Below are 20,478 nucleotides of genomic sequence, written 5' to 3'. Positions count from 1 at the left end.
GAAAAGGGCTGTAAAGTAAGCGTCCAACCCTCTAGCGGAACTGCCATCTATGCCCACGATAGAGACTCGCACAGAACCCATGGTCATCAACATGGGGCCGCACCATCCCTCAATGCACGGGGTCTTGCGGTTAATGGTGACCCTTGATGGCGAAGATGTGATTGACTGCGAGCCGGTGATTGGCTACCTCCATCGCGGCATGGAGAAAATTGCTGAAAACCGCACCAACATTATGTTCATCCCCTACGTGAGTCGTTGGGACTACGCCGCCGGGATGTTTAACGAAGCGGTTACCGTCAACGCTCCCGAAAAGTTGGCTGGTATTCCTGTGCCCAAACGCGCCAGCTATATCCGCGTAATCATGCTGGAGTTGAACCGCATTGCCAATCACCTGCTGTGGTTAGGCCCCTTCTTGGCGGATGTCGGTGCCCAGACACCCTTTTTCTACATCTTCCGTGAGCGGGAATACATCTACGATCTCTTTGAAGCTGCCACAGGCATGCGCTTCATCAACAACAACTACTTCCGCATGGGGGGAGTGGCCGCCGACCTCACCTATGGCTGGGTAACCAAGTGCCGCGACTTTTGCGATTACTTCCTGCCCAAAGTGGATGAGTACGAGCGCCTGATCACCAACAACCCCATCTTTGTGCGTCGCTTACAGGGGGTGGGCAAAATTAGCCGTGAGGATGCCATCAACTGGGGGCTATCGGGGCCGATGCTCCGTGCCTCTGGGGTGAAGTGGGATCTGCGCAAGGTGGATCACTACGAGTGCTATGACGACTTTGACTGGGATGTACCTGTGGCCACAGAAGGTGATTGCCTTGCCCGCTACATTGTCCGTATTCAAGAAATGCGCGAATCGGTGAAAATCATTCGCCAAGCCTTGGATGGTTTGCCCGGTGGTCCCTACGAAAACCTCGAAGCCAAGCGGATGCTCGAGGGTGCCAAGTCGGAGTGGAATGGCTTTGACTACCAATACATCGGCAAGAAGCTGGCTCCCACCTTCAAAATTCCCAAAGGCGAACACTATGTGCGGGTTGAATCGGGGAAAGGGGAGCTAGGGATTTACCTGATTGGCGATGATAATGTTTTCCCTTGGCGCTGGAAGATTCGTCCACCGGATTTCAATAACCTGCAAGTCCTGCCCCAGTTGCTGAAGGGGATGAAAGTGGCGGATATTGTTGCTATCCTTGGCAGTATCGATGTGATTATGGGATCTGTCGATCGCTAGGAAAATGTTGAGCCACCAGCGAGGGCGCCATGGCTGTTCAATTACCGTTTTTTACCTCCACCAACTTCAGTGGCCTCTTTAATGAGCGGTTTTGGCAGAACGCGTGGCCACTGCCACCCCAAAATCAACTACAGCGGGGTGCAGTGGTTCCTGATTGGGAGCTACCCGGCGTAGGGCTAACCGTGCCCGTGCGCTTCTCAACGGTGTGGCAAGAGCAGCCGCTCCTACTGGTGTTTACTCGTATCTTTACGGAGCATCAATACTGTCCGCTGTGCTACCCCTATCTCAAGGCCTTGAATGAACACTATGAAACATTCCAAGGCAAGGGAGTAGCCGTTCTTGTGATCACCAGTACCGATGCCCAGCAAAGTCAAAAGGTCAAGGACGATATGGCCTTGAAGATGCCCCTGCTCTATGACCCCAGTTGCCAAGTCTTTCGCAAATACCGCACGGGTCAAGCCTTGGGGGCACCACTGCCCGCACAGTTTCTCATTGATCAGGAAGGTAAGCTGCGCTACAAGCATCTCTTCTCGTTTTTAGAACCCAATGCACCCCTAGAGCGCTTGTTTCAGGAAATTGATGCCCTGAGGGCAACAGTGGCGACAGCAGCTTAGGGGCGATCAAAACTCGCTAGGATAGAAGGTATCTCTTTGGGGCTGTAGCTCAGTCGGATAGAGCGAGCGCCTCCTAAGCGCTAGGTCGTGCGTTCAAATCGCACCAGTCCCGTTCTTGCCCTTAGAATAAAAAGCGAATCTTTGTAACGTCAGTGTTGCATCTGTGATAGAGCGATCGCCAGCGAATTCTCTGCTGAAGGAACTTCAAGGCACGATTGATGACCTTGATGATTATCAAAGCGCCCGCAGCTATGAAGCGGCCAAAAGTGCCCTTGAAAAACTCCTGTTCGAGTGCAAAGCGACTGGCAGCGAAAAAGCCTCCCTCGCCCGCGCGATCGCTGACCTCGAAGCAATGCTCGACAAGCTCCACTATGGTGTCGTGCAAATTGCCGTCTTTGGTATGGTGGGGCGGGGAAAGTCCTCCCTACTAAATGCGCTGCTAGGGGAACCCTACTTTGCGACTGGGCCGATTCATGGCGTCACTCAAGAAGAAGCCAGTGCCCTGTGGCAAATTTCGGAAGCTCAGCGTGGCAATCCCATCCGCCTCATTGATACACCGGGGTTAGACGAAGTCAATGGCGCCGCACGGGAGCAACTGGCACGGGAGGTAGCAGCCCAAGCGGATTTGATTCTCTTTGTCATTGCCGGGGATTTGACCCGTCTTGAGTACCAAGCCCTCAGTGAGTTGCGGCAGGCAGGCAAGCCGATGATTCTAGTGTTTAACAAAGTGGATCAGTATCCAGAGGCGGATCGCGAGGCCATCTATAACAAAATCCGCGATGAGCGCGTCAAAGAACTCCTCTCCCCCGAAGAGATTGTCATGGTAGCGGCAGCGCCCCTTGTCCCCCAAGTGAATCGCGATCGCCAAGGACGAGTACAGGTGAAAATGACCGTCGGTGCTCCCCAAGTGGAACCCCTGAAGCAAAAGATCTTGGAGGTGCTCAATCGCGAAGGGAAGGCCCTGATTGCCCTGAACTCAATGCTTTTTGCCAATAAAGTCAGTGAAGAATTAGCCCGCTACAAGCTGGAACTGCGGGATCAGGAGGCCAACCAACTGATTTGGAAAGGAGCTGTCGCCAAGGCGCTGGCGATCGCCCTCAACCCTGTTACCGTGCTCGATATGGTCAGCAGTGCCGTCATTGACTTGACCACGATTCAACTACTCTCGCGCCTCTACGGCATTGAACTCACAGAAGCAGGCGCCAGGGAGCTATTACAAACAATCGCCCTCGCCATGGGCAGCATCAGTTTAGGGGAATTTGCTGTCAACTTAGGACTCAGTTCCCTCAAGGGACTGTTGGGATTAGCTACACCCATGAGTGGCGGCATTGCCTTTGGCCCTTACCTCTCAGTCGCCATGACCCAAGCGGGGATTGCTGGCTTTGCCTCCTATACGATGGGACAAGTAGCCAAAACCTACTTTGCCAACGGCGCAGGCTGGGGAACTGCTGGGCCGAAAACCGTAGTGCAACAAATCCTCAGCCAGTTGGATCAGCGCCATATCCTCAATCGGCTGAAGTCAGAAATTCAGGCCCAACTCTACCCTAGTTAAAATTCAGGCCTGCTTGAGCCAGACGGGCGGCGCCATAGGCGGCCTCTGTTTGAGGTGAAACGGCCACGGGAACCCCTAGGTATTGCTGGCGGAGGGCTAACCATGCGGGATTACGGGCACCGCCCCCCGCCGTCCAGACCCGTTTCAAGGGCGAGGCACCCAGACGTTGTAATTGTTGATAGCCTTGGGCTTCAATGCGGCTGAGACTTTCGAGAAGTCCCTGCAAAAAGAGGCGAGGGTCGTCGGGTCGGGGTTCTAGGCGCGGTTCAAGATGCGGATCGTTGATGGGAAAGCGCTCACCCCGCTTGAGCAGAGGATAGTAGTCCAACCCCGTGGGTTGATTGACATCTATTTGGGCGCTGAGGCGCTCTAGTTCCGCTGGGGTAAAAAACTGGGCTAAAATTGCGGCGCCACAGTTGGAGGCACCCCCGACTAGCCAGCGATCGCCTACGGCGCGCGAGCTGCGATCGCCCAAGCGATGACTGTAGATACCTGCTGCCAAATCCTCTACCCTAGAGGCACTCAAGAGCTTGAGCACAAGGGTTGACCCCAAAGATGTCACCGCCTCACCCACCTCCGAGGCACCACTCGCTAAAAAGGCGGCAATGCTATCGGTGGTACCGGCACACACCTCACACTCTAAAGACAAGCCTAAATCGGTGGCTGTGACCTTTCCCAGAACTGTACCGGGGGGAATGACCTTAGGGAGCAGGGGCTGCAAGGACGCAAGCGTGGGGTGGCTGAACCAGTCGGGGTAAGCTTCCTTTGCCGGGTCATAGCCCAACTTCAGGGCATTGTGCCAGTCGGAAATGCCCAGTTGACCATGGAGCAAAAAGGCCAGCCAATCCGCTTGGTGTACCAAAACAGCGTTGACCGTGGGGTAGTGGGTCTGGAGCCACAACAGCTTAACGAGACTACTGGTGGCACTCAGGACTAGGTGATCCGTGGTTAAAATCTGCCGCAGCGTTTGAACCTGATCTTGGGCGCGATCGTCGTTGTAGAGGAGAACGGGTGAGCAGGGCTGCCCCTGAGCATCACAGAGGAAAACGGTGCTAGAGGTGGCATCAATAGCAATCCGCTGAATTTGCTGACGGATAGCGCTTGGAATATCTAAAATCAACGCCCGCAGAGTTGCCGCCCATTCTTGGGGGCGATCGGGCTGGTGCAACGGACGACGGGCAGTGGCGAGAATCTTGCCTTCAGGATCGATGGCGATCGCCCGCGCTCCCGAGGTACCAAAATCAATCCCCAGTGCGATGACCGCCATAGCGCTAGGGAGCCTTCAAAACTCAAGGAGGTCAAAAAGAGCCGTATCTAGCTCATAGCCAAACATCGCTGCCATGCCTTTAATTTTTTCAGCAGCAGGATAGCCCTGTCCCTGAAGCCATTGCCAAAGGGTAAAGACCTTGGCCATCACAAAAATATCAAGGGCTTGGGGGTTGAAGATAATACCCTGCTGCGGATGAAATTCGTGGGGCACCAGCATTGCCCCATAGCGCACCAACTCACCTGCTGACCAATCCAGTAAATAGGGCAACCATGGGTAGCAGACATCAGCACGAATGAACCACAGGCGCACAGCTGGCAATTCCGAAAGCTCTAGATCAGGTTCATCCGCTGGCCGAGGATAATCAATAAGAAAACGCAGCGCTTGGTGATGCTCTAAAAGCCGCCGCTCTGCAATCAGAGGAGCAAGGACTTGTTGCAGGGGAGATAAATCGAGACGATCAATCTGATCTGGCGTTAACTGGATCGCGATCGCCACGTTCTATCTCTCCCCAGCAGCCAGCGAGATTAAAGAACCTGTTGGACTTCAGCAATCTCTGGAATCGCTTCTTTTAACTTGCGCTCAATACCCATGCGCAGTGTCATCGTCGAACTGGGACAAGCACCACAGGCACCCTGTAAGCGCAGCCGTACCACCGGCCCTTCGATTTCCACCAATTCCACATTACCGCCATCGGCCATCAGGTAAGGACGGAGCTCATCAAGGACTTTTTCGACGTTTTCTTGACTGAGTTCAAGGGTTGCAGCCATTGTTAGTGTCCTTGGATCATGAATGAGATTAACAGCTTCAGTTTATCATCCCCATGGGCGATCGCCCTTTGGGAATTGCAAGGGATGGCAATGGATCTGACTCTAGGGAAATCTGCTGAACAATGTTTAGGAAGGGCAACGCTCAAGGATACAATAATAGCTTGGTGAACTGCACGGTAGGACATGATTTCCAGTAATGATTTTCGCCCCGGTGTAAGTATTGAGCTGGATGGTGCCGTCTGGCGAGTCGTCGAATTTTTGCACGTCAAACCCGGTAAAGGCTCAGCCTTTGTGCGCACAAAATTGAAGAATGTGCAAACGGGCAACGTGATTGAGCGCACCTTCCGCGCCGGCGAGACCGTTCCCCAAGCCACCCTTGAAAAACGCACCATGCAGCATACCTACAAAGATGGCGAAGACTATGTCTTTATGGACATGGAAAGCTATGAAGAGGCTCGCCTCACGCCCGCACAAATGGGCGATCGCGCCAAGTATCTCAAAGAAGGCATGGAAGTCAATATTGTCAAATGGGGTGAGCAAGTCCTTGAGGTGGAGCTACCCAACTCCGTTGTTTTAGAAGTGGTGCAAACCGATCCGGGGGTTAAAGGGGATACTGCCACTGGTGGATCGAAACCCGCCATTGTCGAAACCGGTGCCCAAGTCATGGTACCGTTATTTATCTCTGTCGGCGAGCGGATTCGCATTGATACTCGCTCAGATACGTATCTTGGCCGCGAATAGGAGTAATGGGTGTGGAGCTTGACCTCAACCAAGTACGCGAACTGCTACTAATGTTTGACCAAACCAGCGTCACCGAACTCAACCTTAAGAGTGGCGAACTGGAACTTCAACTCCGCAAGCGTGAGCAGATCAGTGGCAGCGCCCCCGTGGTTGTGGCTCCAGCTCCTGCATCAACCGTCACGCCCACCCCTGTGCCCCCTCCAGCTGTTACCCCCGATCCGGAACCAACGCCACCTCCCGCCAACCGTAAAACCGTGGATATTGTGGCGCCAATGGTAGGTACCTTTTATCGTGCCCCCGCTCCCGATGAACCCCCTTTTGTCGAAGTGGGCGATACAGTCAAAAAAGGCCAAGTGGTTTGCATCATTGAAGCCATGAAGCTGATGAATGAAATTGAAGCCGAAGTTAATGGCCAAGTGGTGGAAATTTTGGTGCAAAATGCTGAACCAATTGAGTATGGCCAAACCTTAATGCGCATTTTACCTAACTAAATCAACAGCGTTCTTTCAGCAAGGAGAGGCAGCTACTAATTGTAAAGATATGTTAAGCATCGAGGAGTTTAAGGCCAAGAATTCAATGCTTTCAAGCCTTTGCGCTCTTGCCGAGACCCTAATTGAAAAATTAGAATTTAGAAACATCTACCACCACTGCCTGACGAGGTTGGCCTGTGCAAGCAACTGGAGCATACATTCTTATTGATACCCTATGCCGTCACGGCGTTAAGCATATTTTTGGCTATCCTGGTGGCGCAATCTTACCGATTTATGATGAACTGTACCGTGCTGAGTCAAAGGGAATCATTCAGCACATTCTGGTACGCCACGAACAGGGGGCAGCCCATGCCGCTGACGGCTACGCTCGTGCCACAGGTCAAGTGGGGGTGTGTTTTGGTACTTCAGGGCCGGGGGCGACGAACTTAGTGACAGGCATTGCCACAGCCCACATGGATTCCATTCCGCTGCTGGTAATTACCGGTCAGGTGCCTCGCTCCGCCATTGGTACCGATGCCTTTCAGGAAACGGATATCTTTGGCATTACGCTGCCGATTGTCAAGCACTCCTACGTCGTGCGCGAAGCCAAGGACATGGCACGGATTGTTGCTGAAGCCATTTACATTGCCACCACCGGTCGGCCAGGGCCTGTGCTTGTGGATATTCCCAAGGATGTCGGCCTAGAAGTCTGTGAGTATGAACCGATCGAGCCGGGGCAAGTCAAGCTAAGGGGCTATCGTCCCACGATTCGCGGCAATGTCCGCCAAATTGCCCAAGCGGTTCAACTGATTCGTGAGGCCAAGCGACCCTTGCTCTATGTGGGCGGCGGTGCAATTACAGCGGGTGCTCACGAGGAGGTGCTCAGGTTAGCCGAGCTATTCCAGATTCCGGTGACAACAACCCTGATGGGCAAGGGGGCGTTTCCTGAGTCCCATCCCCTCTCCGTGGGTATGTTGGGGATGCATGGCACCGCCTATGCCAACTTTGCCGTCAGTGAGTGTGATCTATTAATTGCCGTGGGGGCGCGGTTTGACGATCGCGTCACCGGTAAGCTGGATGAATTTGCCTCCCGCGCTAAGGTGATTCACATTGACATTGATCCTGCCGAGGTGGGCAAAAACCGCGTGCCGGATGTGCCGATTGTTGGCAGCGTTAAACCGGTGCTGCAGCAACTCCTCAAGCACATTGAAGACAGTGGTGAAGCCATTGAACCCGTCACCCAAGCGTGGCTCGAGCGCATCAAGGTCTGGAAAGAGGACTATCCCCTTGTCGTGCCGCAGCCCAGTGGTGAACTCTCACCCCAAGAGGTGATTGTTGCCTTTGGCCGCCATGCGCCTGATGCCTACTACACGACTGATGTGGGTCAGCACCAGATGTGGGCAGCGCAATTCCTGAAAAATGGCCCTCGGCGTTGGATCTCCAGTGCTGGCTTGGGCACGATGGGCTTTGGCATGCCCGCAGCAATGGGGGTGAAGGTGGCACTACCCGATCAACAGGTGATCTGTATTAGTGGCGATGCCAGTTTTCAAATGAATTCCCAAGAGTTGGCCACATTGGCTCAGTACGGTATTGCTGTCAAGACGGTGATTATTAACAATTTTTGGCAGGGAATGGTGCGCCAGTGGCAGCAAGCCTTTTACGAGGAGCGTTATTCCCATTCCAATATGGCCAAGGGGATGCCCGATTTTGTGAAATTGGCGGAGGCCTACGGGGTTAAGGGGTTGCGGGTGAGCGATCGCCACGATTTGGATGCAATTGTCCAAGAGGTTTTGGCCTACGATGGCCCCGTGCTACTGGATGCCCATGTCACCCGCGATGAAAATTGCTACCCGATGGTGGCCCCCGGCAAGGCCAACTCCCAAATGCTGGGGCTGCCGGAACGGAAGGTGCTGGAAAAGGCTGCCGAATTGATCTACTGCGCCAACTGTGGGGCAAAGACAATTTCGACCCATCGCTTTTGTCCAGAGTGCGGCAGTAAGCTCTAGGGAGTTGGACAGGCTTGAGCAAACAATCGCCTTGGCAGGGGCTGGCGAAAATGGAAGCGAAGTGTATTTTGGCGGCGATCGCGCGGTTCAGGACCACGCCCCCATAACGTCTCAAAGGAGAAAAAGGACACCCCTAACCCTGATCGCAGCGCGGCTTCTACCTTAGCATCCACCAGTTCGATGGGCACAGGGTTGGTACGTAGCCCTGTAAGGACACCAACGGCGGTGGGAATTTTGGCTTGGGCGTGGAGCATCTCCGGCTGAGTCAACTGCTGTACAAAGCTGGCAAGATTGTAGCGATAGACTTGTACAATCACTTCATCGAGGAGTCCGAGGGCGACCCACTGCGGCCAATCTTGGAGAAATGTCTGGTAGGCGGTGGGCAATGTGGTCGGTGAGACGGAAAAAATGGCATTGGGAAATTCTTGTTTGACCTGCTGCCGCAACGTTTGCACAAAGGCGGTGAGTTTGTCGGCACGCCAGCGCATCCAGTCGGGATCACGGGGATTCTCGGGAACGGGGTTTTGGGTTTCCTGCTGATAGAGGGCACGGGTGTAGTCATCATAGCCAAACTCCACGGGCAGGCTGAGGTGGTCATCAAACTGTACACCATCCACTGGATACTGCCGCAGCACCTCAAGGACAATACTAGTGAGAAAGGCTTGTACCTGCGGATGAAAGGGATTGAGCCACGCCACTTCCCCGGCCGCCGTTAAGCGAGTGGTTTGACCATTGACCCCTTGGGTAAGCCAGTCTGGATGGCCAAGGGCGAGTTCTGAGGTTTCTGGCACCATGAAGCCAAATTCAAACCAAGGAATGACCAAGAGATTACGGCAGTGCGCCTGCTGGGTGAGTTCTCCGAGAATGTCGTAGTCTTGGATTCCCCGCAGGACAAAGGGTTGGATGCCCAGATTCTTGGCCGTGGCACTGGGGAAACTGACATAGCCAGAGTTCCAAACAACGGGATAGAGAGTGTTGAAGTTCAACCGCTGTAAATCATTGAGGGTTGCCTCCAACCGCGGGCGATCGCGCAGGATCGGTAAATCATTGGTTGTCAGCCAGACGCCGCGAATCAGCGTTGAGTTTTTTGCCTGTACTGGCCAAATCGTCCAACACAAACTCCAACAGAAGAGAAAAAATAACAGCCAAACGCGACGATGCAGCATAGGTTACAACGCCAGTGGACGGAGATGTCCTGACTCTAGGAGAAAAATCTGAGTACAGACTCTGCGTAAAAATGCAGGGTCATGACTGACGATGAGACCGGGGGTGGTATCCGCCTGCAAAAACTCGATCAACGTGCCACAACTTCGCTGATCCAAAAAGGCCGTGGGTTCATCATAGAGAATCAACTGGGGCTGCATGGCTAAAATGCCCGCGATCGCCACCATGCGTTGTTCGCCGCCCGACAGTTGATGGGGCATGCGATTGGCCAAGTGACTGGTTCCTGTCTTGACCAAGGCTTGGTCAACTCGCTGCTGCACTTCTGCGGTCGGACAGCCCAAGTTTTCAGGGCCAAAGGCGACATCCTCGGCCACGGTAGCCCCAATTAACTGATCCGCTGGATGTTGCAGCACGACCCCCACCGCCGGTTGAAACTGTCCAGCCACCACTGACTGTCCCAAGCAGGTGATCGTTCCCCGCTGTGGCGCAAGAACAGCCGCACAGAGCAGCAGAAGTGTGGTTTTGCCAGAACCATTGTCCCCCATGATGCCTAGGCGATCGCTCCCCTGCACCGTGAGATCAATCCCTTGGAGTAGTGAGGGGGTTGCCCCATAGCCAAAATGGAGATCCCTGATTTCCAGCAGGGCAGTCACAGTTTAGAGCGTCAGGGCTTGGGGATTGGTTTCAATCAGTTTCGCCAAATCCTGCAGGAAAGCGGCAGCATCGGCACCATAGATCACACGGTGATCACAGGTGATATTCACCTTCATCTGCCGTTTCACCCCCAGCAGGCCATCCTCGGTGGCAACCACCGTTGGACGCGACGCCCCCACCGCCATAATGGCTCCTTGACCGGGGGTGAGAATGGCGTCGAAGAAGTCAACCCCGAACATGCCTAAATTGGAGAGACTAAAGGTACCTGTGCTGTACTCCTCAGGTTGCAGTTGCTTGGCGCGCGCCCGCTCCACCAAGTCTTTCCAAGTGCGCGAGAGGCTGTAGATGTCAATTTGATCAGCGTTCTTCAACACCGGTGTAATCAGCCCCCCTCCCGGCATCGCCACAGCCACAGCAATGTTAATGTCGCGGCGATATTGAATCCCTTGCTCTGTGTAATAGGCATTCATGATCGGGTGTTTTTGCAGCGTCAGGGCGATCGCCTTGGCAAGGAGCGCCGTCATTGTCACCCCTTTTGACTTGATTTGCTGGTACAGCCGATCCAACGCATCCGTTGTAATCGTGTAGGCCACATGGAAGTCGGGAATGCCAAGGCTGGCCACCATATTTCGCACAACGGCATTTTGTAGCGTTGTCAGGGGCACCAGATCCTCTTTGGCGACGACCGGGGCAGTCGCAGGGGGGGCTGTGGGGACAGGGGGTGTCGCTACTGGTGTAACGGGAGTTGCAGGCGCACCAATCAAGGCTTCCACATCAGCGGCGGTAATCCGACCATTGGGGCCCGTTCCCTTGAGCGTCTGCAAATCAATTTTGTGTTCCTTGGCCAATTTGCGGGCACGGGGGGAAGCAATCACTCGCCCAGTAGTTGCAGCGACAGCACTGGTGGGAGAAGCCACTGCCACAGGAGCCGTTGCGGAGCCATTCGTGGTGGCCGCCGCGGTTGTCGTCGTCGGAGTCGCAGCACTCGTGCCGCTACCAAGGGACTTCGCCTTTGCCTCTGCTTCCGCAATTTCTGCTTCTGTTTCTGCCACAAGGCCAATGGTGGAACCGACGGGTGCCACTTCGCCAGCAGGCACGGTAATCACCGCCAAATAGCCGTCGTAGAAGGACTCCACATCCATATCGGCCTTGTCGGATTCCACAATCAGCACGGTTTCCCCTTTGGCCACCTTATCGCCGGGAGATTTCACCCAAGAGACAATTTTCCCTTCGGTCATGGTGGAGCTGAGGGCGGGCATGAACAGTTCACGAATCATAGAGGCTGCTATCCTTGGTTGGCAATCGAGAGGGAGTCAAATTCACTAAAAATGAAAGGTAAAAGTTAGAGCGTGCCGCGAATTTCTTCGATGACGCCATTGCGCAGGAGAATCTCCACCTGCATTTTTTGGATCAAGTTGTCTCCTTTAGTGACATAGAAGAAATTATCCACTTGACCTTGATCCACTTCCTGCCCCATTTGGAGGCGTTGCACCTGATCCAATTGTTGAAGAATCAGATTTTTTTGCTGCAACAGTTGCGCCTTTTGGTTGTTGGCTTGCCCTTGAACCTCTTGAATGCGGGCATTGATTACGTCTGGCGCTTCAGTGCTTTTGCGCAGTTCCTCAATCACCTGCTGCAATTGAAAATCCAACTGCTGAATTTGGCTATCCACTTGATTTAGTTGTGTCTGAAGCTGCCTTTGGGCATCGTCTTTCCACTCGGGAGTGACGATTGCTTTCACCATAATTTGGCGCCGCAGGAGCAGTTTAGTATCCATAGGGTCTGTCATGGAGATTACTCAAACATGGCGTTAATCATATCGCGGTAGCGATCGCTCACGACATGACGACGAATTTTTAGGGTTTGGGTCAAAAGACCATTCTCTATCGTAAAGGGTTCGAGGACAAAGCGAAATGTGGCAATGCGATCATCTGGGCGATAGCCGGGGCGATTTTGCACTTCCCGCAGCAGTTCTTGGCGGTAGAGATCAATAATCACTTTGCTCTCCAGCGTCACCAGTTCACCCGTGCCTGCTGGTGCCGGTCGGTTCGGCAACTCTAGCCGGTACCCCTTGGCAGCCACCCACTGCTCCAGCGCTTCCAAATTAGGCACAATCAAGGCACCCAAGGCTTTTTGATCTTGACCCACCAGCAAATCTGGTCAATGTAGGCGCTGCGGATACAGGCATCCTCAATGGGCTGCGGTTCAATATTTTCGCCGTTGCTGAGAACAATCGTGTCCTTCTGCCGCCCCGTCAGCACCAAATCGCCATTGGGGGTGAGGTAGCCCAAGTCACCCGTGTCAAGCCAGCCCTCAGCATCCAGCACCTTGGCAGTGGCCTCCGGTTTGTTGTAGTAGCCGCGCATCACTTGTGGCCCTTTGGCCATCACCAGTCCTTTTTGGCCAAACTCGACGGAGGCTTTAGTTTCGGGATCCACAATCTTAATCGCGGTATCGGGAATGGGACGGCCGGCGGAGCCGCGTAGATTTGCCCAAGAGCGGCGAGCGGTCAGTACCACAGCCGTTTCTGTGAGGCCATAGCCCACTAGCACTTCTAGGTTGATGACTTCATAGAATGTGTCCAAATGGGGGGCAAGGGCACCGCCACCACTAATCACCTGTTTAATTTCACCGCCCGTGGCTTCACGAATTTTGCGATAGACACGCTTCTCCCCCAGTTCGTAGAGAGGCTTGAGGAAAAAGGTTTGCAGACGGGCAACCAATTTTTGCCAACCGCTGGGATGGGGGTTGGTCAGGCTGAGGCCGGTGAGCAGTCGCCGTTGCAGGACATATTGCTGGCCAACACTGAGGAAAAACTGGGCAAGACGCCGCTTTGTGGCCGGGGCATCGCGCAGTTGCTTTTGCACCCCTTCATAAAAGCCTTCCCAGATACGAGGTACGGCAATCATGTAGTGGGGCTTACACCGTTTTAAGTCATTCTTGAAGTGACGGAGGTTAGTATAGGTTTGGCTACAACCACAGGCAAAGAGAAAGTATTCGGCCACCCGTTCGTAGGCATGCCAAATAGGCAAGATACTGAGAATGCGATCGCCCACCTGCGGTTGCACAATTGCCCAGAGATTGACAATTTGACTCAGTAGCCCCCCATGGGTGACCATCACGCCCTTGGGTTGACCTGTGGTACCGGAGGTGTACATCAGCGTTGCCAAGTCATCGGGGGTAATGGCGACTGCCCGCACTGTGCCATATTGTCCTTCCGTAAAGACTTGACCAAAATTCAAGAGCCGCAGGGGAAAATGCTCAAGTTCTGGGGATTCTGCACTTAAGAGCACAACAGTTTCCACCCCTGTCTCTGCTAAACCCTCTTGAAGTTTGCGCAAGGTGGCCAAGTTTTCAATCAGCAGCAGGGTTGCCCCACTATCACGGAGAATGTAGAGAAGTTCTTGGGCCTCTGCGGTACCACTGCGCACCACATTAATGGCACCGGCCATCATACTGCCTTGATCGGCAATCAGCCAGCGGGGACTATTGTCAGCAAATAAGGCCACGCGATCGCCGGCAGCGACACCCAGCGTTTGTAGGCCAGCAGCAAAGCGTTGAATGCGTTGATAGAGTTCACTGTAGGTAATGCGAGTGGCCGGCTCTTCGTAGGGCGCATCAACAGCAACCACCTCCCCATGGCGTTGCGCTAGGAGAGGCCAAATTTCCGGCAGCGACTGGAGGGTTTTGTAGGCCAAAAAGTGATCGGGTAACGAGGCATCTTGGGGGAGGCCGCCGGGGGGAGTGTAGGTGTAGGCCGCACTGGTCATTGGTTTGGCTCCAGACGCAACACCTAGATAATAAACCCTCAATGGGACACCTCATGCAGGTTTAACAATTTCAATGTGAGATCATAAGAATCGGTTACTTAGCAAGCAGTCCTATGGTGCCCTTTGTTCTTGCCTCTGCCTCGCCGGCGCGCCGCCAACTGCTGCGACAGGTTGGCATTGATCCCATTATTCAACCCAGTCACTTTGATGAATCCGTGATTCAGGCAACTACTCCCACGGAACTGGTGCGATTACTGGCACGGTGTAAGGCAGAAACAGTGGCTCAAACCTACCCACCCCCCGCCCTCATTTTGGGCTGTGATTCTGTGCTGGTTCTAGGGGGAGAAATTTATGGTAAACCAGCCTCGCCAGAGGTGGCGATCGCCCGCTGGCAACAAATGCGCAGTCAAACGGGAGAATTGCTGACAGGCCATGCCTTGATTGACTTGGCACAGGGGCGCACCTGTGTTGAGGTCGAGTCCACCCAAGTTGTTTTTGCCGATATTAGCGATGCCGAAATCGCTGCCTACGTCGCTTCTGGTGAACCCCTTGCCTGTGCTGGTTGTTTTGCCCTCGATGGCCAAGGTGGTGCCTTTGTCGAGAAAATTGTCGGGACTCCTAGTAATGTCATTGGCTTGAGCTTGCCCCTACTGCGGCAGATGCTGCTGAGCTTGGGATACACCCTTGGCGATGTGCAAAGCAAGAAATGAAAAACTGGCCTAGACAAGTCTAAATGCTTAGGGTATGCTAAGAGATTGCGAGTTAAGGAACTGTCATGAACGCCCAAGACATTATTCGCTCGATTGAAGCGGAGCAAATGAAGACTGACTTGCCCGTGATTCATGTGGGCGATCGCGTTCGGGTTGGTGTCAAAATTCAAGAAGGCGGTAAAGAGCGCGTCCAACCCTACGAAGGGGATGTGATTGCTATGCGCAACACGGGCATTAACCGCACCATTACCGTGCGCCGTGTCTTCCAAGGAGTGGGCGTTGAGCGCGTCTTTTTGCTACATTCGCCACGAATTGATAGTATAAAAGTAATCCAGCGGGGTAAAGTCCGCCGTGCCAAACTCTACTACCTGCGCAACCTCGTGGGTAAGGCCTCGCGTATCAAAGCACGGTTCGATCGCCCTCTGTAAACAGCCTTGCGTCCTTAGTTCAGTTGGTAGAACGTCGGTCTCCAAAACCGGATGTCGGGGGTTCGAGTCCTCCAGGGCGCGTTAGTTAATCTGATCTGAAGGTTTTGGTGTCTTAAAGTCCTTTGCAACAGGGATGTACTGGACTAAATGCTTGAGTATCTGGGCGACGCGGATGAGATTGCGATCGCTATCGGAAAGCAAAGTAAAGTTATGAGATAGCGCAAATTCATTGCCAATGAGTTTCACAAAAAGATAGTCATAGCCATTCGTCACCAAGCCAAAAATAGGGAGATTGCGGTCGGGACAGGCAGACATATAGGCAAGGGCTTGGGGCACAGCCCGTAAGACACTAAAGCCACTTCGTTTACCTTCAATCACGACTAGCCAGAAGTTGTCCCGAATCGTCAGCGCATCTATCCGTCCCTCTAGGCTGACTTTGCCCTCCTCACTATCAACTTCCGTTTGGATTTCTACCCATGTTTCACCGCGAATGCGATAGGGGGGGTCACACAGGCCTAATGCGTCTAGTAAGGGGGATAGCAAGATAATGTTTAGTGTTCCCTCGCTCACTTCACTTTCTTCTAAGTAGAGTAAATACCGTTGGGATAAGCGGTTTAATGCCTCTATTTCCCTATCGCTGAGCTGTGCTGTTTCCGATTGCCACTCAGGAAAAAAGTTAGGGTTGGTGGATTTAACGAGACCTAATTTGGTCTCTAAATCCCGAAAGTTGATGATTGCTCGAGCGATCGCCGTTGCAGTAGCCATTGTTAAAATTCTTAGCGAACTTGAGAAACGAGTGGTGTGCCGCGATCGCTCCCCTGAAATTGCAGCGCTGTTTTTGCCAGTTCCAATAATTGCAGTTCAGGGGGATAGTGCCTTTCTTGCTTGAGGCGTTGAATGTCCTGTTTCCCCAGTTGCCAGTGCAACCGTTTGGCTAGAGCCAGTAGGACATCGCCGCGATCAATGACGCCCGCCACGGCATCGGCAGGGGTTAAAACCGTAACAAAGCGCTGTTGCTGCTCCTCTAGGGTGCAAACCGTCTTGGCGAGAGAGTCTGATTCTTTGACGGTGGCGATCGCCCGCAGGGGGACGGCTAACTCTTCGACTGGCGTCACTTCCCAGCGGCTGCGCTCCACATGGTTCAAGGCTTGGGGTTCCAAATAACCGCGGTAGCGACCATCGGTGGCGACAAAGTAGGCTGTGGGCTGGCGATCAGCTAGGAGGAGATAGCAATCGGCAAACTCCCGCAGAGAGAGCGTGCCCTCAATGACGCGAAAATCCCGTGTCATGGCCTCGGCAGCCGTTAGAGTGAGCAGCGTTTCTTGGAGCTGGCTGAGACGGTGGTAGAGTATCGCATTTTGCAGGGCAAACCAACCCAACAGTCCCAACCACAGGCCATTACCACTGCCAAGGAGGGTCACAAACAGCCCAAAACTAATGGCCAACCAGCCCAACAGTTGTCCCGATCGCGCCGCCCAACGCATCCCCTGAAAGCGATTGCCTGTCAATTTCCAAACGGCTGCCTTGAGCACTTGACCCCCATCGAGGGGAAGTCCCGGCAGAAGGTTAAAAACCCCCAAGACAAAGTTGATATTGGCCAGATAGAGCAACAGTTCATGGAGGGGATGATCCCCCGGCAGTACCACGGCTGCCCCTTGCAACAGGGCAAAAAGGGCAAAACTCACCAAAGGCCCCGCGATCGCCACCTGAAAAGCTTGACCGGGGGTATTGGATTCCCGTTCAATGGCCGCCATGCCGCCAAAGAGAAAGAGGGTAATCGAGCGCACCGTAATCCCTTGGGAACGTGCCACCAAGCTGTGTCCCAATTCATGGAGCAAGACTGAGGCAAACAACAGCAGGGAAACGACAAATCCCATTCCCCATGCCAGTGCTCCCCACTGCGGGTAGGTGGCTTGCCAGTCACTGCCATTGAGAAAGGTAAACAGCAGAATCACCAGAAACCACGACCGATCAATGTAGAGGGGAATGCCAAAGACACGCCCCACTTGCCAACCTTGTCCCATGCCCACCTCAGTGCATCGCGCTCTATCTCCATTATCGCCCCAGATTCTGAATACACATGATTTACAAAAATTTGCGTCTCAAAACGTGACCTTCCCATCTCTGGCCTAAAATAAAGGCAACGCTGCTAGAGGATGGTGCGATGTCTCAAGCCCCTGTACTGGTCTCTGCCAATGGCCATGTCCTAGACGTGCCCTTTGATTCCTTTTGGCAAGGGTTGCAGGAGTTTGGCTCCCATTTGCTGTGGTCATTGTGTCTCTCACTGCTCCTGAGCCTTCTCCTCAGTCTGATCAGCTACTGGCTTAGCGTGACTTTTGGGATACCCGTACTGCCCTTCTTTTTGATTGTTGTTTAACTGGTGAGGAGCTGCGTATGTGGGGTTTACTCATTACTTGGATTGTGACCAGTATTAGTTTGTTTATTGTGTCGCGCCTCTCATTTTTGGGTGTGGAAATTGATAAATTCACAACCGCGCTGTGGTCGGCGATTGTCTTCGGCTTTTTGAATGCCACGTTGGGGGCTATCCTGAAATTCTTTGCATTCCCCTTTATTTTTCTGACGTTTGGTTTGGTTGCGCTGATTATCAATGCCGCCATTTTTGCCCTTGCAGCAGCCCTTGTCGATGGCTTTAGACTACGCAATGGCTTTTGGAGCGCCTTTTTTGGCTCGATCGCCCTCAGTATTGTCAACTGGGCTTGCTTTAGTCTGCTGGGTCAGGCCGGCTTGCTCTAGGATGCCTTTCCTAGATAGCCACGAGGGGTAATCAGCCAATCATGGAAGCGGCGGGTACTGGCATTGCCGATCAGCACCAAGCTGAACATATCCACCGTTTCCGGTTTCAAGGCGCCAAGGGTGGTGAGGGTGATCTGCTCCTCAGGGCGATAGGCGGCACGGACGATCGCCACGGGTGTTTGCGGTGAACGATATTTTAAGAAAATGGCTTTGGCGTCCACCAATTGCTGCTGGCGATCGCGCGAACGCGGATTATAAAGGGCGGTCACAAAATCGGCTTCAGCCGCCGCCCGTAAGCGCTTCTCAATCACTGGCCAAGGGGTCAGGCGATCGCTGAGGCTAATGGTACAAAAGTCATGCATCAGGGGTGCCCCTAGGCGGGCAGCGGCAGCATTCACGGCACTCACCCCCGGCAACACCTCTACGGGTAAATCGCTGATACCCGCTTCTGCCAATAGCTCTAGCACCAGACCCGCCATGCCATAGATGCCACAGTCCCCAGAAGAGACCACGGCGACATTGAGTCCCCACTGGGCTAGATCGATGGCATCTTTGGCGCGTTGTCGCTCTTGGGTAATGGCATAGGCAGCAACCATCTGTCCTGGTCGCCGCAGGGGGGCCAGCAATTCTAGGTAAAGCCCATAGCCCACGAGAATATCGGCGGCCAAAAGGGCAGAACGGGCTGCGAGGGTGAGTTGATCCAAGGCTCCCGGACCAGTGCCAATCAGGCTCAAGGCACCTTGGCGGGGAATGAATTCCCGTTCAGACTGGGCAATGGCGATCGTCACCGCACCGGGTTCACCCCCTTGACGGTAAATCTGCTTAGGAACAATTAAACGCCCCCCCTCACTGGCTAATACTGCTGCGGCTTCAGCCACACTGGGCGTTCCCATTTCTGCGGCGACAATGGTTGAGGGGGTGGGTACGCTAACAGGCGCCAATTCTTGAGCGGAAAACCAGCGGCTTGGCCAATGGTGCGCCGCAGCCACCTGACATAACCCCACTTCATCGGCTTTGCGATCAATACTGGCAAGGCCGGCGATCGCCAGCGGGCTTAACCCGGCTTGGGCAAGGGTATGATCAATGGCCTGCTGGATCAGGGCTGCGGATGTTCCCCGTTCACAGCCAATGCCGAGCCACAGTACCCGTGGATGCCAAGCCACACCTGAGGTCAAAGAGGCGGGCAACGCTTTTTCGGTAATCCAAACCGCATTTTCTAGGGGTGGGGTGCTGACAAACTCAAGGGGGTGATCTGAACTAAGAGCCGTGCGCCACAAAGAGCTACCGCAGGTTTGATACACTTGCAGCGGTTTTCCTTGAGCTTGTTGGCGGGCGATCGCGTTCCAGTCGCCGCTGCCTCGTTGCCACCCCAAGGCCGTTCCCCAGGTATCCACAGCAAAGTAGCCTTGGGCATGACTTGCTCCCGTGAGAATGGGTGTCGCACCAATGGCGGCGCTGAGCATTTGACACAGGCGATCGCCCCCAGCCCCATGACTACCTAGCAAACTCACGATCCATTGACCATCCTCAGACAGAACGCAGACCGCCGGATCCTGTCTTTTGTGGGTCAACAGGGGCGCGATTAACCGCACCACCGCACCGCAGGCTAGGGCAAAGACCCAAGCGCGATAGTGGCACCAGTGTTCCTGCAAATGGGCTGCAAGGGGGCGATCGTAGGTTTGTACCCTAGGGTGAGTGGATGCTAAATGGCTGGGTACCCAGATGTTCAGGGGAATCCCCGTGTCAACAAGGCGTTGCAGTTGAGCCAGCCCTTGGGCAGTGGTGGCGATCGCCCCAATGGGTTGAAACTGGTCTAACCGTGGCATGAACTAGACATCAAAGCGATAGCGCACTGCGCCCGTTTCTGGATCGTTAAATACTGTGGCGTAGCCGAGGCGTTGGGCTTCAAAGAGCAGTTCCTCAACGGTTTGGGCATCAAAATGGGTATAAAGTGCGGCTTGGGCGGCAGAAAGGACGCCACCGTGTTCCTTAGCCACTTGCAGTAAGCGGTGCATGGGCGTCGTGGGGTTGAGGTCGGCTTGTTCCCATGCGGTCAGATAGCGCCCCCGCAGGTAGGTATTGCGGTGATCTACCATCCCCGGAATTAAAAAGAGATCAATGAATTGGCCAATGCCACAAAAGCCAAAGGTGATCAGGTACAAAAAGCCAATCATCGGCTGGCCGACATAGAAGCGTTGCAGGCCACAGAAACCCCCAAAGCTCAAGCACCACAGCAGATAGGCAACCCCCACCTTGAGGAATTTTGGCTGCGTTTGCCAGCGTTGGCGATGACTGGAAAAGGAGAGTGTTTGCCCCATGATCTCAGGAGGATTCCGCTATTTCT

The 20,478-nt window shown here is 54.0% G+C and carries 21 protein-coding genes, 2 tRNA genes and 1 pseudogene; 12 read left to right on the top strand and 12 right to left on the bottom strand.

Annotated elements, in window-relative coordinates:
* The first annotated feature begins 49 nt into the window (after positions 1–49).
* The 4 genes from RHH53_RS03125 (at position 50) to RHH53_RS03110 (ending at position 3,400) form a co-directional block, all read left to right on the top strand.
* The gene (locus tag RHH53_RS03125; protein WP_149820368.1) at positions 50–1,234 is read left to right on the top strand and encodes an NAD(P)H-quinone oxidoreductase subunit H; all 1,185 of its coding nucleotides are present in this window, start codon (positions 50–52) and stop codon (positions 1,232–1,234) included.
* A gap of 29 nt (positions 1,235–1,263) precedes the next feature.
* The gene (locus tag RHH53_RS03120) at positions 1,264–1,848 is read left to right on the top strand and encodes a peroxiredoxin family protein (protein WP_302678816.1); all 585 of its coding nucleotides are present in this window, start codon (positions 1,264–1,266) and stop codon (positions 1,846–1,848) included.
* Between the two features lie 38 nt (positions 1,849–1,886).
* A tRNA-Arg gene (locus RHH53_RS03115) sits at positions 1,887–1,960 on the top strand.
* Between the two features lie 51 nt (positions 1,961–2,011).
* Positions 2,012–3,400, top strand: a complete 1,389-nt coding sequence (locus RHH53_RS03110; RefSeq protein ID WP_302678815.1) for a GTP-binding protein — start codon at positions 2,012–2,014, stop codon at positions 3,398–3,400.
* On the opposite strand, the gene RHH53_RS03105 is transcribed toward RHH53_RS03110, so the two are convergent.
* From RHH53_RS03105 to RHH53_RS03095, 3 genes are read right to left on the bottom strand one after another with little or no spacing between them, the layout of a single operon-like run.
* A complete protein-coding gene (locus RHH53_RS03105) occupies positions 3,393–4,667 on the bottom strand; it encodes an FGGY-family carbohydrate kinase (protein ID WP_302678814.1) in 1,275 nt (424 codons plus the stop codon). The two genes, RHH53_RS03110 and RHH53_RS03105, sit on opposite strands and share 8 nt — an antisense overlap.
* Positions 4,668–4,682: 15 nt before the next feature.
* Positions 4,683–5,165, bottom strand: a complete 483-nt coding sequence (locus RHH53_RS03100) for a CRR6 family NdhI maturation factor (RefSeq protein WP_206201016.1) — start codon at positions 5,163–5,165, stop codon at positions 4,683–4,685.
* A gap of 29 nt (positions 5,166–5,194) precedes the next feature.
* On the bottom strand, positions 5,195–5,437 hold the full coding sequence (locus tag RHH53_RS03095) for a NifU family protein (RefSeq protein WP_206201015.1): 243 nt from the start codon (positions 5,435–5,437) through the stop codon (positions 5,195–5,197).
* A gap of 183 nt (positions 5,438–5,620) precedes the next feature.
* Here RHH53_RS03095 and efp point away from each other — a divergent pair, with 183 nt between their 5' ends.
* The 3 genes from efp (at position 5,621) to ilvB (ending at position 8,654) form a co-directional block, all read left to right on the top strand.
* Positions 5,621–6,178 carry an elongation factor P gene (efp, locus tag RHH53_RS03090; protein ID WP_149820380.1) on the top strand — a complete coding sequence of 186 codons (558 nt, stop codon included), beginning with the start codon at positions 5,621–5,623 and terminating at the stop codon, positions 6,176–6,178.
* A gap of 11 nt (positions 6,179–6,189) precedes the next feature.
* Entirely contained in the window at positions 6,190–6,669 is a 480-nt protein-coding gene (gene accB / locus RHH53_RS03085) for an acetyl-CoA carboxylase biotin carboxyl carrier protein (RefSeq protein WP_206201594.1), read from the top strand.
* Positions 6,670–6,845: 176 nt separating this feature from the next.
* A complete protein-coding gene (gene ilvB, locus RHH53_RS03080; protein WP_302677323.1) occupies positions 6,846–8,654 on the top strand; it encodes a biosynthetic-type acetolactate synthase large subunit in 1,809 nt (602 codons plus the stop codon).
* On the opposite strand, the gene RHH53_RS03075 is transcribed toward ilvB, so the two are convergent.
* From RHH53_RS03075 to RHH53_RS03050, 5 genes and pseudogenes are all read right to left on the bottom strand, one after another.
* Positions 8,651–9,820: a glycoside hydrolase family 10 protein gene (locus tag RHH53_RS03075; protein WP_302678813.1), complete on the bottom strand. Its 1,170-nt coding sequence runs from the start codon at positions 9,818–9,820 to the stop codon at positions 8,651–8,653. The genes ilvB and RHH53_RS03075 overlap by 4 nt on opposite strands.
* Positions 9,821–9,823: 3 nt before the next feature.
* A complete protein-coding gene (locus RHH53_RS03070) occupies positions 9,824–10,471 on the bottom strand; it encodes an energy-coupling factor ABC transporter ATP-binding protein (protein ID WP_302677321.1) in 648 nt (215 codons plus the stop codon).
* Between the two features lie 3 nt (positions 10,472–10,474).
* The gene (locus tag RHH53_RS03065) at positions 10,475–11,749 is read right to left on the bottom strand and encodes a dihydrolipoamide acetyltransferase family protein (protein ID WP_302677320.1); all 1,275 of its coding nucleotides are present in this window, start codon (positions 11,747–11,749) and stop codon (positions 10,475–10,477) included.
* Positions 11,750–11,814: 65 nt separating this feature from the next.
* Positions 11,815–12,261 (bottom strand): YlqD family protein, encoded by a 447-nt coding sequence (locus tag RHH53_RS03060; RefSeq protein ID WP_399375675.1) that lies wholly within the window; start codon positions 12,259–12,261, stop codon positions 11,815–11,817.
* Between the two features lie 5 nt (positions 12,262–12,266).
* Positions 12,267–14,242: pseudogene (locus RHH53_RS03050) on the bottom strand (long-chain fatty acid--CoA ligase).
* 113 nt (positions 14,243–14,355) lie between these two features.
* On the opposite strand from RHH53_RS03050, the gene RHH53_RS03045 reads away from it, so the two are divergent.
* The 3 genes from RHH53_RS03045 (at position 14,356) to RHH53_RS03035 (ending at position 15,461) form a co-directional block, all read left to right on the top strand.
* Positions 14,356–14,952, top strand: coding sequence for a nucleoside triphosphate pyrophosphatase (locus RHH53_RS03045; protein WP_302677317.1), 597 nt, complete (start codon positions 14,356–14,358; stop codon positions 14,950–14,952).
* 65 nt (positions 14,953–15,017) lie between these two features.
* The gene (gene rplS / locus RHH53_RS03040) at positions 15,018–15,380 is read left to right on the top strand and encodes a 50S ribosomal protein L19 (protein ID WP_302677316.1); all 363 of its coding nucleotides are present in this window, start codon (positions 15,018–15,020) and stop codon (positions 15,378–15,380) included.
* 8 nt (positions 15,381–15,388) lie between these two features.
* Positions 15,389–15,461 (top strand) — tRNA-Trp (locus tag RHH53_RS03035).
* Here the strand turns inward: RHH53_RS03035 and RHH53_RS03030 are convergent.
* On the bottom strand, positions 15,462–16,145 hold the full coding sequence (locus RHH53_RS03030; protein ID WP_206201007.1) for a type I restriction endonuclease subunit R: 684 nt from the start codon (positions 16,143–16,145) through the stop codon (positions 15,462–15,464). It abuts the tRNA gene before it with no gap.
* A gap of 11 nt (positions 16,146–16,156) precedes the next feature.
* Positions 16,157–17,404 carry a site-2 protease family protein gene (locus tag RHH53_RS03025; RefSeq protein ID WP_310744081.1) on the bottom strand — a complete coding sequence of 416 codons (1,248 nt, stop codon included), beginning with the start codon at positions 17,402–17,404 and terminating at the stop codon, positions 16,157–16,159.
* A gap of 140 nt (positions 17,405–17,544) precedes the next feature.
* On the opposite strand from RHH53_RS03025, the gene RHH53_RS03020 reads away from it, so the two are divergent.
* On the top strand, positions 17,545–17,757 hold the full coding sequence (locus RHH53_RS03020) for a hypothetical protein (RefSeq protein WP_149820404.1): 213 nt from the start codon (positions 17,545–17,547) through the stop codon (positions 17,755–17,757).
* A gap of 17 nt (positions 17,758–17,774) precedes the next feature.
* Positions 17,775–18,134 carry a phage holin family protein gene (locus RHH53_RS03015; RefSeq protein WP_206201004.1) on the top strand — a complete coding sequence of 120 codons (360 nt, stop codon included), beginning with the start codon at positions 17,775–17,777 and terminating at the stop codon, positions 18,132–18,134.
* Here RHH53_RS03015 and cobJ read toward each other — a convergent pair.
* Both cobJ and RHH53_RS03005 read right to left on the bottom strand, forming a co-directional pair.
* Positions 18,131–19,960: a precorrin-3B C(17)-methyltransferase gene (gene cobJ / locus RHH53_RS03010; RefSeq protein ID WP_310438011.1), complete on the bottom strand. Its 1,830-nt coding sequence runs from the start codon at positions 19,958–19,960 to the stop codon at positions 18,131–18,133. The two genes, RHH53_RS03015 and cobJ, sit on opposite strands and share 4 nt — an antisense overlap.
* Positions 19,961–19,963: 3 nt before the next feature.
* The gene (locus RHH53_RS03005) at positions 19,964–20,452 is read right to left on the bottom strand and encodes a TM2 domain-containing protein (protein ID WP_225901636.1); all 489 of its coding nucleotides are present in this window, start codon (positions 20,450–20,452) and stop codon (positions 19,964–19,966) included.
* Between the last annotated feature and the right edge of the window lie 26 nt (positions 20,453–20,478).

The organism is Thermosynechococcus sp. PKX82, from assembly GCF_031583255.1.
Lineage (GTDB): Bacteria > Cyanobacteriota > Cyanobacteriia > Thermosynechococcales > Thermosynechococcaceae > Thermosynechococcus.
The sequence above is the reverse complement of the archived record's forward strand: the minus strand, read 5'-3'. Positions and strand labels throughout refer to the sequence as shown.

Coding starts and splice junctions, on each gene's coding strand:
- RHH53_RS03015 (WP_206201004.1), top strand. CDS start 17,775: ATGTGGGGTTTACTCATTACTTGGATTGTGACCAGTATTAGTTTGTTT.
- RHH53_RS03025 (WP_310744081.1), bottom strand. CDS start 17,404: ATGGGACAAGGTTGGCAAGTGGGGCGTGTCTTTGGCATTCCCCTCTAC.
- RHH53_RS03065 (WP_302677320.1), bottom strand. CDS start 11,749: ATGATTCGTGAACTGTTCATGCCCGCCCTCAGCTCCACCATGACCGAA.
- RHH53_RS03005 (WP_225901636.1), bottom strand. CDS start 20,452: ATGGGGCAAACACTCTCCTTTTCCAGTCATCGCCAACGCTGGCAAACG.
- RHH53_RS03020 (WP_149820404.1), top strand. CDS start 17,545: ATGTCTCAAGCCCCTGTACTGGTCTCTGCCAATGGCCATGTCCTAGAC.
- RHH53_RS03125 (WP_149820368.1), top strand. CDS start 50: ATGCCCACGATAGAGACTCGCACAGAACCCATGGTCATCAACATGGGG.
- RHH53_RS03095 (WP_206201015.1), bottom strand. CDS start 5,437: ATGGCTGCAACCCTTGAACTCAGTCAAGAAAACGTCGAAAAAGTCCTT.
- RHH53_RS03060 (WP_399375675.1), bottom strand. CDS start 12,261: ATGACAGACCCTATGGATACTAAACTGCTCCTGCGGCGCCAAATTATG.
- RHH53_RS03105 (WP_302678814.1), bottom strand. CDS start 4,667: ATGGCGGTCATCGCACTGGGGATTGATTTTGGTACCTCGGGAGCGCGG.
- RHH53_RS03075 (WP_302678813.1), bottom strand. CDS start 9,820: ATGCTGCATCGTCGCGTTTGGCTGTTATTTTTTCTCTTCTGTTGGAGT.
- RHH53_RS03030 (WP_206201007.1), bottom strand. CDS start 16,145: ATGGCTACTGCAACGGCGATCGCTCGAGCAATCATCAACTTTCGGGAT.
- rplS (WP_302677316.1), top strand. CDS start 15,018: ATGAACGCCCAAGACATTATTCGCTCGATTGAAGCGGAGCAAATGAAG.
- RHH53_RS03120 (WP_302678816.1), top strand. CDS start 1,264: ATGGCTGTTCAATTACCGTTTTTTACCTCCACCAACTTCAGTGGCCTC.
- efp (WP_149820380.1), top strand. CDS start 5,621: ATGATTTCCAGTAATGATTTTCGCCCCGGTGTAAGTATTGAGCTGGAT.
- cobJ (WP_310438011.1), bottom strand. CDS start 19,960: ATGCCACGGTTAGACCAGTTTCAACCCATTGGGGCGATCGCCACCACT.
- RHH53_RS03045 (WP_302677317.1), top strand. CDS start 14,356: ATGGTGCCCTTTGTTCTTGCCTCTGCCTCGCCGGCGCGCCGCCAACTG.